Source organism: Hyphomonas johnsonii MHS-2 (assembly GCF_000685275.1).
Classification (GTDB): domain Bacteria; phylum Pseudomonadota; class Alphaproteobacteria; order Caulobacterales; family Hyphomonadaceae; genus Hyphomonas; species Hyphomonas johnsonii.
Genome location: NZ_ARYK01000002.1, coordinates 276,472 through 293,521, shown reverse-complemented (window position 1 = coordinate 293,521; position 17,050 = coordinate 276,472). Strand labels below are relative to the sequence as shown.

14 protein-coding genes are annotated in these 17,050 nt (G+C 57.7%); 12 read left to right on the top strand and 2 right to left on the bottom strand.

The features are described 5' to 3' along the window. Window positions 1-152: 152 nt before the first annotated feature. Window positions 153-1,151, bottom strand: coding sequence for an LLM class flavin-dependent oxidoreductase (locus HJO_RS06285; RefSeq protein WP_035615039.1), 999 nt, complete (start codon window positions 1,149-1,151; stop codon window positions 153-155). Window positions 1,152-1,302: 151 nt separating this feature from the next. Here HJO_RS06285 and HJO_RS06280 point away from each other — a divergent pair, with 151 nt between their 5' ends. From HJO_RS06280 to HJO_RS06270, 3 genes are all read left to right on the top strand, one after another. After that, window positions 1,303-1,881 (top strand): hypothetical protein, encoded by a 579-nt coding sequence (locus tag HJO_RS06280; protein WP_035615036.1) that lies wholly within the window; start codon window positions 1,303-1,305, stop codon window positions 1,879-1,881. Between the two features lie 192 nt (window positions 1,882-2,073). Further along, a complete protein-coding gene (locus HJO_RS06275; RefSeq protein WP_035615034.1) occupies window positions 2,074-2,418 on the top strand; it encodes a hypothetical protein in 345 nt (114 codons plus the stop codon). Window positions 2,419-2,541: 123 nt separating this feature from the next. Next, window positions 2,542-3,249, top strand: a complete 708-nt coding sequence (locus HJO_RS06270) for a Crp/Fnr family transcriptional regulator (RefSeq protein ID WP_084141651.1) — start codon at window positions 2,542-2,544, stop codon at window positions 3,247-3,249. Window positions 3,250-3,283: 34 nt separating this feature from the next. Here the strand turns inward: HJO_RS06270 and HJO_RS06265 are convergent, their stop codons facing one another. After that, a complete protein-coding gene (locus tag HJO_RS06265; protein ID WP_084141648.1) occupies window positions 3,284-7,186 on the bottom strand; it encodes a FecR domain-containing protein in 3,903 nt (1,300 codons plus the stop codon). Between the two features lie 44 nt (window positions 7,187-7,230). On the opposite strand from HJO_RS06265, the gene HJO_RS06260 reads away from it, so the two are divergent. The 9 genes from HJO_RS06260 to ccoS all read left to right on the top strand — a co-directional run bounded on the left by HJO_RS06260 (window position 7,231) and on the right by ccoS (window position 17,045). Continuing rightward, entirely contained in the window at window positions 7,231-9,198 is a 1,968-nt protein-coding gene (locus tag HJO_RS06260; RefSeq protein WP_162173785.1) for a CHASE2 domain-containing protein, read from the top strand. Window positions 9,199-9,332: 134 nt separating this feature from the next. Then, entirely contained in the window at window positions 9,333-9,698 is a 366-nt protein-coding gene (locus tag HJO_RS06255) for a hypothetical protein (RefSeq protein ID WP_035615028.1), read from the top strand. 496 nt (window positions 9,699-10,194) lie between these two features. Continuing rightward, a complete protein-coding gene (gene ccoN, locus HJO_RS06250) occupies window positions 10,195-11,838 on the top strand; it encodes a cytochrome-c oxidase, cbb3-type subunit I (protein WP_084141645.1) in 1,644 nt (547 codons plus the stop codon). A gap of 5 nt (window positions 11,839-11,843) precedes the next feature. Then, complete coding sequence (ccoO, locus tag HJO_RS06245; RefSeq protein WP_035615026.1) at window positions 11,844-12,587, top strand: cytochrome-c oxidase, cbb3-type subunit II; 744 nt, start codon at window positions 11,844-11,846, stop codon at window positions 12,585-12,587. A 4-nt stretch (window positions 12,588-12,591) separates the two neighbouring features. Then, complete coding sequence (locus HJO_RS06240) at window positions 12,592-12,765, top strand: cbb3-type cytochrome c oxidase subunit 3 (protein ID WP_035615023.1); 174 nt, start codon at window positions 12,592-12,594, stop codon at window positions 12,763-12,765. Beyond that, a complete protein-coding gene (ccoP, locus tag HJO_RS06235) occupies window positions 12,765-13,655 on the top strand; it encodes a cytochrome-c oxidase, cbb3-type subunit III (protein WP_035615020.1) in 891 nt (296 codons plus the stop codon). The genes HJO_RS06240 and ccoP overlap by 1 nt, the downstream gene beginning before the upstream one ends. 227 nt (window positions 13,656-13,882) lie before the next feature. Next, window positions 13,883-14,674, top strand: coding sequence for a DUF2189 domain-containing protein (locus HJO_RS06230; RefSeq protein WP_035615019.1), 792 nt, complete (start codon window positions 13,883-13,885; stop codon window positions 14,672-14,674). After that, window positions 14,671-16,896: a heavy metal translocating P-type ATPase gene (locus HJO_RS06225; RefSeq protein ID WP_051618345.1), complete on the top strand. Its 2,226-nt coding sequence runs from the start codon at window positions 14,671-14,673 to the stop codon at window positions 16,894-16,896. Before HJO_RS06230 ends, HJO_RS06225 begins: the two co-directional genes overlap by 4 nt. Next, entirely contained in the window at window positions 16,896-17,045 is a 150-nt protein-coding gene (gene ccoS, locus HJO_RS06220; RefSeq protein WP_035615017.1) for a cbb3-type cytochrome oxidase assembly protein CcoS, read from the top strand. The genes HJO_RS06225 and ccoS overlap by 1 nt, the downstream gene beginning before the upstream one ends. The last annotated feature ends 5 nt before the right edge of the window (window positions 17,046-17,050 follow it).

Here is a 17,050-nt window from a genome sequence, read left to right as displayed (position 1 = left end):
ATGCCATTGGCAATGGCGGCCTCTTTGGCATGTTGCGAGACGTTCACATCTTCTTCGAGCTTGAATTATCTGAAGGCCCAACTTCACCCGCGCGCGGGGTGGACGGCATGCCTGAATGAACTTTGAATCCGGCTCAAAACAGGCCGCGCCGCTCAGGCGTGCGCAACCAGTTCGGACAAAATACCTGCAACTGTTTCAAACGACCGAACGCGTGCTGCGTGGTCATGTATCGTTCCGGTCACCATCAGTTCGTCCGGCTTATGTTTGTTGATGATTGATTCCAGTTGCCGCTTGACTGTCGCAGGGGACCCGACCGCAGAGCAGGACAGCGCCTGGTGTATTTGAGCCAGTATGTCAGCCGGGACTTCAGCAGCGAGGTCATCGGTCGGAAGAGGTAGTTTGCCTGGCTTGCCCGTGCGCAGACGCGCAAATGCCAGCATTTGAGACGAGCGCAGAAAATTGGCTTCCGCATCTGTGTCCGCTGCGCAGACCCCCGCTGCAATCATTACGTAGGGTTCAGCGAGCGTCTCGGAGGGGCGGAAAGTCGAGCGATATATTGACAGGGCCTGTTCCAGCATTGCCGGGGCAAAGTGCGAAGCAAATGCGTAAGGCAGGCCGAGGAAGGCGGCGAGTTGCGCGCCATAGAGACTCGAACCGAGGATCCATACAGGAACATGTGTGCCTGTTCCTGGGACGGCGCGAACAGCGGCACCGTCCGGTGCGTCCTGAAAATACCCGATCAGTTCCTGCACGTCTTGTGGAAACCTGTCATCGGCCGCCAGGTGACGGCGGAGTGCGCGGGCCGTGGCCATGTCGGTTCCAGGCGCGCGGCCGAGTCCCAAATCTATACGATCGGGATAGAGAGTTGCGAGCGTGCCGAATTGTTCTGCCACCATGAGGGGCGCATGATTGGGCAACATTATGCCCCCTGCGCCCACACGCAGGGTCGACGTGGCCCCCGCGACATGGCCGATCACGATGCTTGTCGCGGCGCTGGCGATACCCGGCATGTTGTGATGCTCTGCAAGCCAGTAGCGGGTGTATCCGGCCTTTTCCGCGGCGCGAGCCAGATCGACTGTATTTGCCAACGCGTCTACTGCGGTTTTTCCCTCAGGAATGGGCGAAAGATCAAGGAGCGAAAATTTCTGCATGACAGCGTTCCTTTAGTACAGGCCGCTTGGTGGCAAGTGGCGGAGCCCCGGTCAATCAAAGTTTACGGATGCGTATCCTCCAGCGCTGCCGGGTTTCAAGTATCAGTAGAATATTGGAGAATTTCACAGGTAACGGGCCTGGCAAGGCAGCTTGCTCAAATACCTGTTTCCGTCACCTGTTTTGGAGGGTGTGAGCCAGTTCACTGCGGCGCAACACAGCATCGGTCAGGTTGTCCTCATCGCCGCAGGAAAAGACACGCGGCTCCAACACGAACACAGGACGCCCATCATGTCACACATCATCTCCCGCAGAATGGTCAGCAACGTTCTTGCGCTTCTGGCTGCATCCATTTTTTTCTTTTCCGGCCAGATGGCCAGAGCTCAATCGATAGACCTCGAACCGCAGGCAGTGCTGGCTGGAAGCAGCTGGGGAATTCAAACCCCGCAAGGCACAAACATGTCCTGGTTCAACGCTGACGGTACGTGCACTGGAATGGCCCAGATGGCCCGCAACAACCCTGTGAGCTACAAGTGCAGGTACGAAGTCCGCTCTGCTGGGCAAGGCCGTATCGCGCTGTCGGTTCGTTCAAACATTGACGGTTACCGCCAGACAAGCACCGAAACCCTTCGGATCATGCCGGACGGAAATCTCTATAATGAGAGCGCTCGTGCCATCGCCTATCGCCTGCGCCCGGACGGGACCCCGTTCAGCGACACGCGTCGCCGCTAGCCCGATCCAGAACCGTTTGACGAGCCGTGCCCTTGGGGGTGCGGCTCGCTCGTCTTCAGAAGGGATATTGTCTGCTTTTTCGACATCGGTGTGAGCCTGCTCACATCCTTGAGCACGTGCGGCGCGCAATAAGGGGCATGGGTCGTCTGGCATCCCGTCTGCGCGGCCATCCAACCAGCAAGGAACCTGGAAATGAACACCGGCAAGATCTTCATTCTCGCAGCGACAATATTCACCTGCCTGGCCAGCACCGCGTCAGCTGATATCCGAGGGATTCCCGATCCGTGGATCTGGGATGATCTGTGGGGCATTGAAAATTCCTATCCAAGTGACCCGTACCCGATGGAAGATTGCAACCGGGACCCGTACTTTGTCAGCGATCCCGGATACTGGGATTACGATGACATCTACTGCTCCTGGTATGGCGCTTATGAATGTATCGAAGTGCGACCGCTGGGCGGAGACACCTATGCCGATCCTGCCGAAAGCGAAGCGGCGGATGTCTACCGCGTTTTCATGGAGTTGATGAATTTTTGACGAGCGAATTTCGTATCATGTTATGCCCTGCGTCCCGGCCCTGAGAGGTGGCCGGGGCGAACTCACATGTTGACCTTGTGATGCCCTCTGAGGATAGTCTGCCCTTCACGGAGGCATTCCTGCATGAGCGACCAATCCATTCGAGATCTCTTGCAGGCGTCTCGCATGTTTTCGGGCCTTGATGCTGAAGCGCTCGACGAACTGGTTTCGCGAGGGCGGGTTCGGCGTGCCGGCCGCGGGGAAGTCCTGTTTTCTGTTGGCGATGAAGGCGATGCCATGATGGCGGTTCTTTCCGGCCGCGTTCTGCTGACGCGGGTGACGCGGGAAGGGAAGGAAATTGCGCTTGATGCGATGGAACGCGGGCACATTTTCGGCGAGTTCTCGCTGATTGACGGGGAGCCACGCTCTGCTGACGCAGCGATGGTCGAAGCGGGTGAACTGTTCGTGCTCCAGCGAATGGCCTTTCTCAATTTGTTGCAGCAACAACCCAAAATAGCCATTGCGATGCTGGGTGAACTCGTTCGGATCGTGCGCAAGACAAATCGTCTGGTCGAGAGTGTTTCGTTCCTGGAGCTTGGTCCGAGATTGGCCCGCTTGTTGCTGACCCTCGCGGAGCGAAGCGAAGACCGGGAAGATGGCTCGATAGCGCTCGCATCCCGCTATACACAAGGTGAACTGGCCAAGCGTATCGCGGCCAGTCGGGAGAGCGTGTCCAAGCAGGTTGCAAACTGGGAACGCGCAGGCGTACTGGCCAAGGAAGAAGGCCGGATCGTGATCATGGACGTTGAGACGATCAATGAGCTTGCTGACGATGTCGATATTGAACGCTAGGTCACTTGGCGATCACATGGCCTGAATCCCGGGGTCACCACCTGCGGGAGAAGCCAGCACGCACCTGATAGGCAGACGCTTTCCTGCCGGGAAAGAACGGGTCGTCGTCGGACGCCGCAGCCGTGCCGGAAAGCGTGAACAGCCATGTCTTGTCTCTTGATTCCTTCGAGAAGTTGCCGGTCAAGACCGTGGCGCTATCCAGCTCAATCAGGTTGGTCCCATCGGCAAACCGCTTTCCAATGTGCGCAAGACCGATCTGTGCACGGAAAAAGCGCGGATCAACCCACGTGTACGCCACTGATGCTGTATGGTCCGGCACGAGCGGCAAGTCATTACCCGCATACGGGCCCGAGCCGGATATTTCCCCATCGCTCAGGACCAGGCTTGATGACGCCGCAGTGCGGTCGCCGAGCTTCCATTCCACTGTGCCGTCAATCACGGTGAGCCTGGCCTTGTCAGAGAAGAAAGCACTTTGTTCGAGGCGCTCGCCGGATCTTGATGCGCTCGCGTTGCGCATCTTCTGGTGTTCCGCCCCGACGCTGACGAAGACCTGGTCGGTCACGTCGCGCTCAAAGCGCAGGATTGCACTATCGGTCTCTTCGGCGAAGATTCCCTGATTGCGCTTCGGCAAAAGGCCAAGCGCCCCGAGAGGCGAAATCGTGTCGACGCCGAATGGGGTGCGTGTGCGCTGCAGGACCAGCCTTATTTGCTGTTGTTGGCTTGCCCATGCGATGCCCAGGCGCGGGTCGACAGTCAGGTCTTCGGACGAGACCGAAATGCCCAGATCAGGCAGACGAAAATCCGAGCGCAGGAGCGTCGGGTAGAGGCCCGCTTCAAGGCGCCAGTGCTCATCGGCGCGCCATACGGTGGAAACGTGAGCTTGCAACATCTCAGACTTCGTTTCCTGGCGCTCTGTCGCGGGAACGGCGGTTCCTAGGTCGAAGATCGAAATCTGTGCGGCATTGTCGAAATCGACGAGCGCGCCGACGCCCGAAATCTGGAATATGTTTTCAATCCGTCGAGTCGTGTTTTCGATGCTGCCGTATTCGACGCCATAGCTGACGTCGGATCCATTTACGGAAAGCAGACGGCGCACCTGAAGCGAGAGAAGATCCGCGTTAGACTTGATCTTGCGTACCGGGTCGTCATCGTCTCTCAGCGGTAACAGGCCTGCGCCGATCTGATCTGTGATGGGCAGCGCGGGTGGAGGATTTACCGCCACGAGTGCCTCGTTGGGTATGCTAAATGCGGTATCGTAAAGGCCGCGGCTGGCAAAGTCCTGCGCGGCGTCCACGCCGAATGATGCCGCCAGGGACAGTTCCAGGTCGGACAAGGTGTTGCCGAAAGCGCCTGGGTTCTCATAGTCGCGATCGCCGTTCCCGTAGGCCACCCTGAACATCCAGCGGTCGTTCCACGCATTGATGCGCGTATAGCCAAGATCGATCGCCGTATTGATGTTTTGCTCCCGGTCGTCGGGATCGAGAGTGGAAAACTGACCCGGCAAGCCGCGTTCGCTTGCGTCCAGTGTCAACCGACCGACAAACCCGTCCCGTCCGTTCCTGACAGTGCCGAAACGAAGCGATAGTAGCCCAGACTGCGCCTCGTTATTGTCCCGCGCAGCGGAGGAATCATTGACGCTCAGGAATGCTGCATATGCCAGCGGGTGATTTCCGACGCGGGTCAGGCCCTGAACCTGACCGGAGGACTCAATGCCCTGTGCACCGGCTTCACCGTAAGAGGCGGAAACGCCTATGGCTCGTTCGTGCCGTTCCTTGCGATAGAATTGCGCGTGCCGCAGCGGGTAGGTCACCGACAGCGGATCAAGCAGCAAACCAGTGGAGGTGCTTGACTGGCGTGCCAGGCTATCGGGGTAGATACCGGCATAGGCGAAGGCGGTGTTGGCATTGAACTGGTTGGCGACCTGGCTTGAATATCGTTCCCCTTGCGCATCCAGCCCCATGTTCCGGAAGGCTGATCCGATATCGATACGGCCACTCTGGCTGGCCGGAAGGTCGACAAGGCCGGCGCCGCGGCTTCTGGCATCGGCTGCGAACGCCGCGCGGGCCAGCGCGATAGCATCGCCCGCACGATACTGATCCTGCGCCATCACGGAGCCTGCCTGCGCACTGAAGGCGTCATTCGGATCGAGCCGGATTGCATTGTTCATCATCTCGACGCCGAGATCGTGTCGTCCGGCCTGCCAATGCGCCATCGCACCAAGCGCCGTTGCGCCCGGGCGCGCCGGGTTGGCCGAGATGATGCGCCCTGCGGCCATGGCGGCCTCTTCGGCTCGGTTTTGCATCAGACGGATCACCGTAATGGCCGACTGGATCTCGGGATGAAGACGCGCCCCTTCCGACAGGGCGGCAAATACCGCTTCAGCAAGGTCCAGCCTGTCCTGGGCAATGTAGGCGAAGCTCTTCCCAGTCAGTGCGTAGGGTTCCAACGGTTGGATCGCGAGCGCGCGGTCGTACGCGGCGAGTGCGCCAGTCCGGTCTCCGGCCGATGCTCTCAGCTGTCCCAATGCGGTCCATGCGCCGACAGCATCGGGGTTCAGTACCAGGACACGGTCCAGGGCCGCGCTCACTTCCTCGAAGCCAACGCCGCCCGCCGACGCGAGGTACAGACTGCGCCAGTACCATGCGGTCGCATTTTCAGGGGCAATGTCCACAGCCGATGCCGTCGCGATGTTCAACGCGGCATCATCGCCGTTCATCACTGCAACCAGTGAAGCAAGCACCGCCACGCGCACATCGTGATCGTTTGTCTGGGTCAGGTCCTGACTGATTATCGACGCCGATTCGATGCGGCCAGCATATATTTCGAGGTAAGCGCGCAAGGCCTTGCTCGACACATCGCTTCCGAAGCGCCGATCGTAGGCTGCCAGGAACCTCAAGGCGTCATCAAACCGCGCCAGGTCAAGATTCGCACCGACGCGCAGCGCCAGAACCAACCGCGCGAGGGCCTCCGAATGCCGGCCGTCGACACTGGGCTGCGTCTGTGCCTCGCCGGACACTTTGATCAGGCCTGAGTGGCCGGGTTCTGCCCCTTGCAGGTTGACCGGTTGAAGTGGTGTGATGCTTTCCACCTGATCAAGCAGGTTGAGGGCACCCTGAGGATCACGTTCCACCACCTTCAGGATTGCAGCTGCCACCATGTGGTGCTTGCTACCGGAGGCCGGGTTGGCCGCAAGAGCAGCGCGTAGGTCCGGAATCGATCCTTTCTGGATGGCTTCAAATGCCGCGCGCTCGCCCGATCCGGCGGCTTCGTCGGCAACCGCGTCAATAGGCAGGAAGATTGCCCAGTCTGATCGGGGTAACAACGCCCATCGCGGGCGGTCAGGGGAACTGACAACCAATTCTATCTCGGGGGCTTCTCCAGGGCGGGCGATAGCAGAAATGCCAGATCCGACGCGTATCTCTCCGAATTCGTTGAAGTAACGCACTTCGCCGTCAAGCACGACCAGGCGCGACGCGCCGTCGCCGAGAACTTCCATATACCAGTCGGTTCCACGGATAGCGGCTGTTGCAGTTGGTGTTTCGATAATCAGTGGGCGGTCCGGCTTGCTGGCGCGCGACCAGAACCGACCGGCCGACAAGACGAACTTGCGAGCTGAGCCGCCCGTGCCCTCCTCGGAGATTTGAAGTTTGGAGTTCGCATGAAGTCGCATTTGCGTGCGATCCTTGAACGAGATCCCCAGTCCCCCAAACTCACCCGTCCGAAGGAAGTCGCCGTTGATCAGGGCCTGCGTTACGGTTGCCTTGCGCCAGTCAGTCAGCTCTGTCGGGAGAAACTCCTCTTCTCCCTTCGTATCGATTATCTCACCGATGCTCTCCTGCGGACGGTCAGACACGACTTGAGCGATGGCTGCCGAGCCCTGCACCGCGGGTAAAAGGCAGGCAAGAACCAGCCATTGCCAGAGTTGACGTTTAATCATTGAATGTCCCCTATTCGAACCAGTCGAAAATGATGGGGCCCTGCTTGTCAATACTCCGCACTTTTTGGGCGAACACGTCCGCGCGCAGAAAATCGGTCGCCGGCTGGGTCGTGGCTCTGTGGCTTGCCGTCACCCTGATGGGCGCGGCGGGGCTTTTGAGGGGGGCAGATCGCCTGCTTGCGGATTCGGTTGGAAGTCTGTTCGAGGCGTCTCACGCGCGTGACGATTTTGTTATTGTCGCCATCGATGCGCCATCCTTTCAGGATGTTGGCGAACAGTGGCCCTGGTCCCGGGACATTCACGCTGAACTCGTCCGGCAGCTGCATTCGCTTGGTGCTCGTGCCATTGTCTTCGATATCGTTTTCGAACAGTCGACTGACTCAGATGCCCATTTCGCCGACGCGATGAGGACTGCCGGGAATGTCTACCTTGCAGCCGAGCGCGCGACGACCCGGACTCCGCAGGGCCAAATCGAAACATTGGCCCTGCCGACCGGACGTCTGCTCGAAGAAGCCAAAGGCGTAGGTATTGCCGGCGTGGATCTTGATCCGGATGGCCGGTTACGGCGGTTGCCAAACTCTGCAGACAGTATCGCCTACATTGTAGCTGCTGATCTGGCAGGGGAGACGTCGTCTCCTGCATCTGGCAAGAACAAACGATACATCCGGTTCGCGCGGGGGCAACACCGTCTGAGCAAGGTGTCCTACTATCAGGCGCTGTCGGCCACAGACATGCTCCCACCGGGCACATTCACCGACAAGATCGTCCTCATCGGTCTCGCGCTTGAGGCTAGCCCATCCGCATCGAAAGCGACGTCGGACGGTATCAATGTACCTTATTACGCATCGGCCCACGGCTTGATGCACGGCGTCGAAGCGCAAGGCAACATTGCTGCAACGACGATCGCTGGTGATGCTCTCCGTCCAGCGCCAGCCTGGATAGTTGTATCATTGTGGATCGTGGCGATGTGCACCAGCTTGTGGATCGCTATATGGGCCCGGACGGATATCGTGCGCGCGTCCTTGGTGTTGGTGTCCGGCGCGCTGGTTCTGTTGCTCGCCTGCGGCGTTGCGCGCGCGGGCAATGCTGTCGTGGCCGATAGTGCGCCCTTATTGGGGCTCATCCTGATTGGGAGCGGGTTTGTTTCGCGCAGCGGCTTGATCGCGTTCCAGGAGCGTCGACGGATAGCAGACGGATTTGGCCGGTATGTGTCTCCGGATGTCCTTCAGCGCCTGCTCGATGATCCGTCCATGCTATCACTCGGCGGCGCAATGCGCGACGTCTCCGTGGTGGTCACAGACCTGCAGGGTTACACAACACTGATGGAATCCGTTGATCCGGAGAAGGGAGCCGACGTCATTCGTGAATACCTCGACGAATTGGGCCAGGTCGTGCTCCGGCACGGCGGTATGATCGACCAGTTTGTCGGCGACAGCATCATTGCGCTCTTCAACGCACCGACATGGCAAGCAGATCACGCCATGCGCGCGCTCGACTGCGCGAGGGACCTCGTTGAAGCCGGGCGCCAGATGAGCATCAGGTTCCAGGCCAATGGCATCATGCTTGGCGTAACACGGGCGGGCGCGGATTGCGGGCAGGCCATGGTTGGTAATTTCGGCACACAGCGGCGCTTTCATTACACCGCGATGGGAGATGTAACGAATATTGCGTCCCGGCTTGAAGCGGCAAACAAGACGCTTGGCACCAGCCTGCTGGCCACGGCCGGACTCTTTGAGGCCGCGGGCAAACCGGACGGGTTTCTACCTGCAGGCCGCCTGCTTCTGCCCGGTCGCGACGAGCCTGTCACGACCGTCACACTCTCCACATCACTTTCGGAATCTGAGCTTAACCAATGCACCAGCCTGTTCGGAGAGCTTTTGGGGCCTGATCCCGACAAGGTCGCCACGATTGAGACCATGCTTTCGGATGCTCAAGCCGGATCGGCGTATTTTCAGGCACTGGACCGTTTAGCGGGGCTTGCTCGTGGGGATGTCGTCGAGACACGCAAATAGTGAGGAATTCAGGAAGAGCTGTAATATTCGACTCCTGTGAAGTGGCTCACATCGCCATTCGGGGGGCTCTGGCAAAACATGTTCATCAGCCGGGGCGAACAACCGCTTCGGAGATGCAGACAAGGACCTGAACCATGAAAAGCTTCACGAAAACAGCCGCCGCCGTCATCGTCGCCCTCTCGGCTTTTGCCGGTGCTGCCAGCGCGCAGGACTATGGATACTGGGCCGAAGGCTCGATCAGCCCCTGGGGTATGGAAATGTACGACCAGTACGGTGACTCACACTATGTCGACCCATACGCCTACGACTCCCAAGTCGACAATTACGGCAACGTATATTCCAGCTACAGCGGCGAAATGGACCCTTCCATCGGTATGTACGATCTCTCGCCGATCTCGCCGAACCCTTACGACTACTCTTCCGGCGGAAGCTCGACGTACGTGCCATACGAAAATCCGGTCGACTCGCACCAGTCCTTCATCAATTCCATCTGGGAATAGAGCGCCTCCACATCGACTGATGCCGACATAGCTGGCCCCGGACAAAACGCATCCGGGGCCTTTGCGTCGACTCTCCGTTGAATATCGGACTGCCCGGACCGCTTATACGGATGAAACCAAACCAGAAATATCAAGTACTCTGTCTTTCGAGACTGAAGGGTTGCCACTGGGCGGGGCCCCGATTTTGCGTTCTGACAGTTCTGTTGGCTGGATTGCACCAGCCCTGTCGAAGGTCCCGTTGCGCCAGGCAGGCCTCCTGCTGCTGAGCCGGCGCAGTGTCTGTCAGGTTGCGTTACTCATTGTGCTGCGACGACTCGTGATACTTGTGCCGACGCCCTCCGATGGTGGTGTTGCCTTCTTGGCGCGTGGCCCAGCGAGAGCAGTGTAAGTCAATTTGACGCTCCTATAGATATAGATAGCATGTATCTTTACCTGTAATACTAGGAACGTAAATTGATTGAATTGGTTCCCAATCTGAGATCGAGGCGAGACCTGCATGATTTCCCAACTCACGCCCGGCGAACGGCAACTCGCCTTGGTTCTCAGTATCTGTCTCGCCGCCGTCGGCGGCTTCCTGGCGATTGTCGGGAAAGACGATATTATTGCTGTTCATGGGTTGATGGTCTCCGCCGTCGCCTACCTTCTTGTATTCATTATCGGCATCGAATTCTTCAAGCCGAGTCCCTCTCCTCGGCGGATTGAAAAGTATTACGATGATCCGACAAAGGCCGGGATCGTCCTGGCGCTTGTCTGGGGAATTGTGGGAATGGGGGTCGGCGACTGGGTTGCGTGGCTGCTCGTCTTTCCGGAAGCGACATTCGATGCCGGCTGGGCCAGTTTTGGTCGCTTGCGGCCAGTCCACACAACGGGCGTGATCTTCGGGTTTGGCGGCAACGCGCTTATCGCCACATCTTTGCATGTCATGCAGCGTACGTGCAGGACGCGATTGCCAGATCAGCTCAGCCCGTGGGTCGTGCTTGTAGGATACAACGTGTTCTGTCTGCTGGCCGTGACAGGCTATATGTTGGGGATAACGGCGTCGAAGGAATATGCCGAACCCGAATGGTATGCCGACCTGTTCCTTACGGTAATCTGGGTGAGCTATCTGATCCTGTATCTGCGAACGTTAAGGCGCCGCGAAGAGCCACATATCTATGTCGCGAACTGGTACTTTCTCTCTTTCATTGTCGTCGTTGCGATCCTGCATGTGATCAACAACCTTGCGATTCCCGTATCGCTTGGTCATGCCAAGAGTTATTCGTTGTTCTCTGGCGTGCAGGACGCAATGACGCAGTGGTGGTACGGACACAATGCTGTGGCATTCTTCCTGACGACCGGCTTTCTGGGCATGTTGTACTACTTCTTGCCAGTGCGCGCAGGGCGCCCGATCTTTTCCTATCGCCTGTCGATCATCAGCTTCTGGGGCATCACGTTCCTGTACATGTGGGTGGGGTCACATCACCTGCATTACACTGCGTTGCCGAACTGGGTTCAGACGCTCGGCATGACATTCTCGATCATTCTGGTCGTGCCCTCGTGGGCCTCTGCGGGCAACGCCTTGCTGACGCTCAACGGTGCCTGGCACAAGGTGCGTGATGACGCGACGCTGCGCTTCATGATGGTGGCGGCGGTGTTCTACGGATTGTCGACCTTTGAAGGGTCGTTCATGGCGATCCGTCCAGTCAATTCGTTGTCTCACTATACAGACTGGACTGTTGGGCATGTCCATTCAGGCGTGCTCGGATGGGTCGCGATGATCACTTTCGGGTCGATTTATACCCTGGTGCCGTGGTTGTGGAAAAAGAAGGCAATGTACTCGAACGCGTTGGTCGAATTGCATTTCTGGCTCGCGCTCATTGGGACGCTTATCTACGTCTTTGCGATGTGGAACTCGGGTGTCATTCAGGGCCTGATGTGGCGCGCCTATAACGAGAACGGAGCGCTGGCCTATTCCTTCATTGAATCCGTCGAGGCGATGAAGCCCTATTATGCAGCCCGCGCTGTTGGCGGCTTGTTCTTCCTGACGGGCGTAATGGTCTGCTTCTACAATGTACTGAAAACGATAAGAATGCAGGATGACGCTACCGTCGTCCCCGAAAGGCCACCACTGCTGGTGGCTGCACCGGCTTCTGCGGAGTAGAGTTGATGCTTGAACACCATCGCAAACTTGAGCGGACCGCTATCGGCTTTGTCCTGGCAATCATGCTGGTCGCGTCGATCGGCGGATTTATTGAGATAGCGCCGCTCTTTACAATCGATGAGACGGTGGAGGACGTTCCGGACATGCGCCTGTATACGCCACTGGAGCAGGCAGGCCGAAACATCTATACGCGTGAAGGGTGCTATGCGTGCCACTCACAAATGATCCGCACCCTTCAGGATGAAGTTGAGCGCTACGGGCCTTACTCTCTGGCGGTCGAGTCCAAATATGACCACCCGATGCTATGGGGATCCAAGCGGACCGGTCCGGACCTTGCGCGGGTGGGCGACAAGTATTCTGACGCCTGGCACGTGAAGCACCTGATGGACCCGCGCTCGGTGATGCCGACATCGGTCATGCCGGCCTACAAGTGGCTTGCTCGTACGCCGCTTGATTACGAGGATCTCGGTCTCCACCTGAAAACGCTGCGAAAGGTCGGAGTGCCGTATACTGACGCGATGATTGAGCATGCTGCCGCCGATGCATTTGGTCAGGCCAACCCGAACTCAGACGAAGCTTATGACCTTGAAGAACGGTATGGCGAAGATTCCAACATTCGCGTTTTCGACGGCGACAGTGCTCGCCTGACGGAAATGGATGCCCTGGTCGCGTATCTTCAGATACTGGGGCAGCTGACGGATGCGTCCTATCAGGAGACGCCCCTGCAATCCAACAAAGGAACGGAGTAAGCGGGTGGCAGATCACGAAACCTTTGTGGCTTTTTCCAAGTCGTACGGTTTGTTCTACATGCTGGCCGTGTTCGCTTGCGCCGTTGTGTATGCATGCTGGCCGTCAAACCAGAAGAAATTCGATGACGCGGCCAGCAGTATCCTTGTCGATGACGAGGTGAACGAGGATGAAGAGTGATGTCAGAGCCTGAACGCGACCCGCACACTGGACGCCTGACGACCGGACACGATTGGAACGGTATCAAGGAACTCAATTCTCCCGTTCCAAAGCTCGTATGGTTCTTTCTCATTCTGACGACAGTCATTGCAGTCGTGATGTGGGTGCTACTACCGACCTGGCCGACGGGCAGGGACTATACCAAGGGCATTCTTAACACGAACCAGTACAAGGTTCTGGACGCGAGCCTTGAAGCGGGAGCCAAGCAGCGTGCCCCCTGGACACATACGTTCGAGACGACAGGTTTTGACGAATTGCAAGCTGATCCGGCTGCGATGCTGATCGTTCGAGAGAATGGCCGGCGGATGTTCGAGGATAATTGCGCGATGTGCCACGGCCGGGACGGGCAGGGAGGGCGCGGCTTCCCGGATCTCACGGATGACCAGTGGCTGTGGGGTGGCTCTCCTGAAGACATCATGGAAACCCTGCGTGTCGGCGTAAATAACAAGCACGACGAAGCCCGTTTGAGCCAGATGCTTGCGTTTGGCAGAGACGGGATACTTGACACAAATCAGCGTCGGCAAGTCGTTTCATACGTTCAATCCCTGTCCGAACATGATGATGCGAGCCATGTTGCTGCGCTGAAACCCGCCGATATCGAGGCCGGGCGCGACGTGTTCGCGATGCAGTGTGCGACATGTCATGGCGTTGACGGGAAGGGACTCCCGACGATGGGTGCCCCGAACCTCACCGACGATTTCTGGCTTTATGGCGGACGGCGTTCAGATATTGAAGAGACGGTATATGGAGGGCGTCAGGGTGTAATGCCGTTTTGGGAGGACCGTCTGGATGAGGTGGATCGCAAGATACTGACGCTGTATGTTCTGGACATGGGGGAGCGCCAGAAATGACCGATCTGCCTTCGCCGGCCACTGCACGTTCGCGAAGCTCCGGTTGGCGCCCGCTCTGGATCGTCCTGAGTGCCCTCGGCGTCCTGCTGGTAATCGCAGCCAACGTGCATCTTGTATATGTGGCGATCCGGTCCCAGCCAGCGTGTGTGGATCATGTAAAATCACTGGATGTCTCAAACGAAATGTTTCGAGCCGCCAAGCCCAGCTGTTAGGAGGGAGTCGCTGACATGACCAACCAGGACATTCCTGCTCATCTGCCACCTTTGCGCCATGACTATGCCAGGCATTTGGGGCTTTTCGAACCGTTCCATTGGTTGGGAAAGGGAGTGCAGGACACGTTTCGCAAACCATTGAGCAGCTTGTTCTTTGGGCTGATGGTGTTTTGCGTATCGATCCTGATCGTCGGGGGCTTGATCAGATTCGGCGTGGATTACATCCTTTTGCCGGCACTCTCCGGATTCATGGTGGTTGGTCCGGCGATCGCTGTCGGCCTATATGAAAAAAGTCGCCGCCTGGAAGCTGGCGAGCCGATCAGTCTCTTTCGGATGATATTTGTGAAGTCGAAATCGCCAGGGCAGATCCTGTTCATTGGCGTCATTCTGATGCTCCTGATGGTGCTCTGGTTGCGGGCGGCGTTTCTTCTCTATGCCCTGTTCTTCGGCATGGTTCCGTTTTCAGGATTCGATCACCTGGTTGGCTCTGTCCTGATGACACCGCGCGGCTGGGCGTTGTTGGCGGTTGGCAGCGCTGTTGGCGGTCTGTTCGCATCTTTCGCTTTTGCGATCAGCGCGTTCTCAATTCCGATGTTGCTGAACGAAAAGAAGGATGCCTTCACAGCGATGGGGACCAGCATGGTGGTCGCCTGGAACAACAAGGAGGTCGCAGTCGTCTGGGGCGCGATCATAGTCGCATTGTTTGCGTTTTGCCTCGTGACAGCGTTGACGGGCTTGATTCTGGTATATCCGATCCTTGGTCACGGAACCTGGCATGCTTACAGGGCTTTGGCGGATGAAACATGACTCTCAGCCTTCGAGACAACGAGGTACTGCTTGCGAGTGAACCAGCCGGTCCGGGGCTGCGTAAATCCATATACTCAGTGCCGGGCATGTCGTGTGCCGGGTGCATTGCGAAAGTTGAAAGCGGGCTCGGCAAGCTGAGCAGTGTCACGCAAGCGCGGGTCAACCTCTCCACAAAGAGGGTCGCTGTAACGTGGGATGAAGCCCAAGGCGTCCCACCGATACAGAACACCTTGTCTGACCTCGGGTTTGAGTCTCACATACAGTCACAGATGGTGAAAGTGCGTGATACCACGCAGTCCAACCTGCTTCGTGCGCTGGCCGTCTCGGGCTTTGCCGCCGGCAACATCATGATGCTTTCAGTTGCGGTCTGGTCGGGCGCCAGCGACACGACGCGTGATCTGTTTCACTGGATTTCGGCGGCGATCGCATTTCCCACGCTGCTCTATGCTGGGCGGATATTCTACATTCCAGCGTTCCAGGCCATTCGCAAGGGACGGGTGAGCATGGACGTACCGGTCACTATTGGGCTGTTGCTCACATTCATGATGAGTCTATACGATACGTTCACCCACGGCCTGCACGCCTATTTCGATGCGGTAGTGACACTTCTCTTCTTCCTGCTGATCGGGCGCACGCTCGATCATCTAATGCGCCAGCGGGCGCGCGATGTGATCTCGGATCTGGAGAGACTGGTCCCCGATAGTGTCCAGGTTGTGGATGCCACCGGTGGGCATGCGTTCATGGCGACTGCCGACATCCTTCCCGGAATGACACTCCAGATCGCTTTGGGCGATCGCTTTCCCGTCAATGTGCGAGTTGTCAGCGGTGTCTCGGATGTCGATCTGTCGCTCGTCAGTGGTGAAAGTGTACCCAAGCGTACGGAACCCGGGGATGTTATCGTCGCGGGGGCATTGAATCTCACTGGACCGCTCGTCGTCGAAGCGATTGCCGCTGCAAACCAGTCATTCCTGTCGCAAATGATCGAATTGATTGAAGGTACGGAAGCGAGCCGTCACGCTTACAAACCCATCGTGGATCAAGTCGTCGCCTGGTATGCTCCAGTCGTGCATCTGGCTGCATTTTCCGCTTTCGCCGTGTGGTATTTTCTTGGGGCAGGTATTCACCATTCCCTCACTGTTGCTGTCAGCGTTTTGATCATCACGTGTCCGTGCGCATTGGGGCTTGCTGTGCCCATGGTCCAGGTCATGGCATCAAAAAGGTTGATGCAGCAGGGTGTCCTGATGAGAGATGGTGCGGCCCTCGAGCGCCTGAATCAGATAGATACAGTCATCTTCGACAAGACTGGAACGCTGACGTCCGGTATGCCTGAACTTGTGAATGCGGAGCAACTGTTGCCGGCGCACCTGGCAATCATCAAACGAATGGCGCGCCATTCGCGTCACCCTTATTCCAGGGTGTTGGCCGATCTGAGTATTGTCGGATCAGAATCCGGCTCCATCGGAAACGTGTCAGAACATCCTGGGAGCGGACTGGAAGCGGTTTCGGAAGACGGTATCTATCGTTTCGGCCGGGCGGATTGGGCGCTCAAAGATCAAACACAGTCTATCGCATTCCAAGGTCCCGTGCTGTCACGGAATGGCGAGTGGCTGGCAACGCTAGAGTTCGAGCATTCCTTGCACTCATCGGCGGCGCCGCTGATCCAGACACTGAAGGCGAGAGGATTGCCGGTCGAGATAGTTTCCGGTGATGCAACAAATGCAGTCAACAAAATCGCAGAGCGACTGCAAGTCGATTCAGCTTGCGCGGCCATGCTGCCAGCAGAAAAGCTCAAGCACATAATTGAAAGGGAGGCAGACGGTTCGCGCGTGCTGATGATCGGCGATGGTGTCAATGACGTCCCCGCGATGCAGGCGGCCTATGTCTCCATGGCGCCGTCCAGTGCAGTAGACATAGGTCGCAGTGCAGCAGACTTTGTTTTCCTCAGGGACGATTTGAGCAGTGTGTTGACGAGCCTGCAAGTGGCGCAGAAGTCGCGCGCGCTGATTATCCAGAATATTGCCTTCGCTCTGCTTTACAATCTTGTTGCCGTGCCAGCCGCTTGTGGCGGGTTGGTGACGCCACTTTTCGCGGCCATCGCCATGTCGGGTTCATCTATCGTTGTGGTTGCGAATGCCCTCAGATTGTCTGGAGCGCGTTCGGGTAATCAGTCGTTTCGTCGAAAGCGTGGCTTTCGAAAGCCAAGTTTGATGCCGGCTGAATAATGGAATCCTATTTCTTCCTCATTCCGGTATCCCTGTTCCTCGGCCTGGTTGGCCTTGGCGCCTTTGTCTGGAGTCTGAACTCCGGGCAGTATGATGACCTGGAAGGAGCCAAAGAACGAATTCTTCTGGACGACGAGGATGTTGACTAGATGGG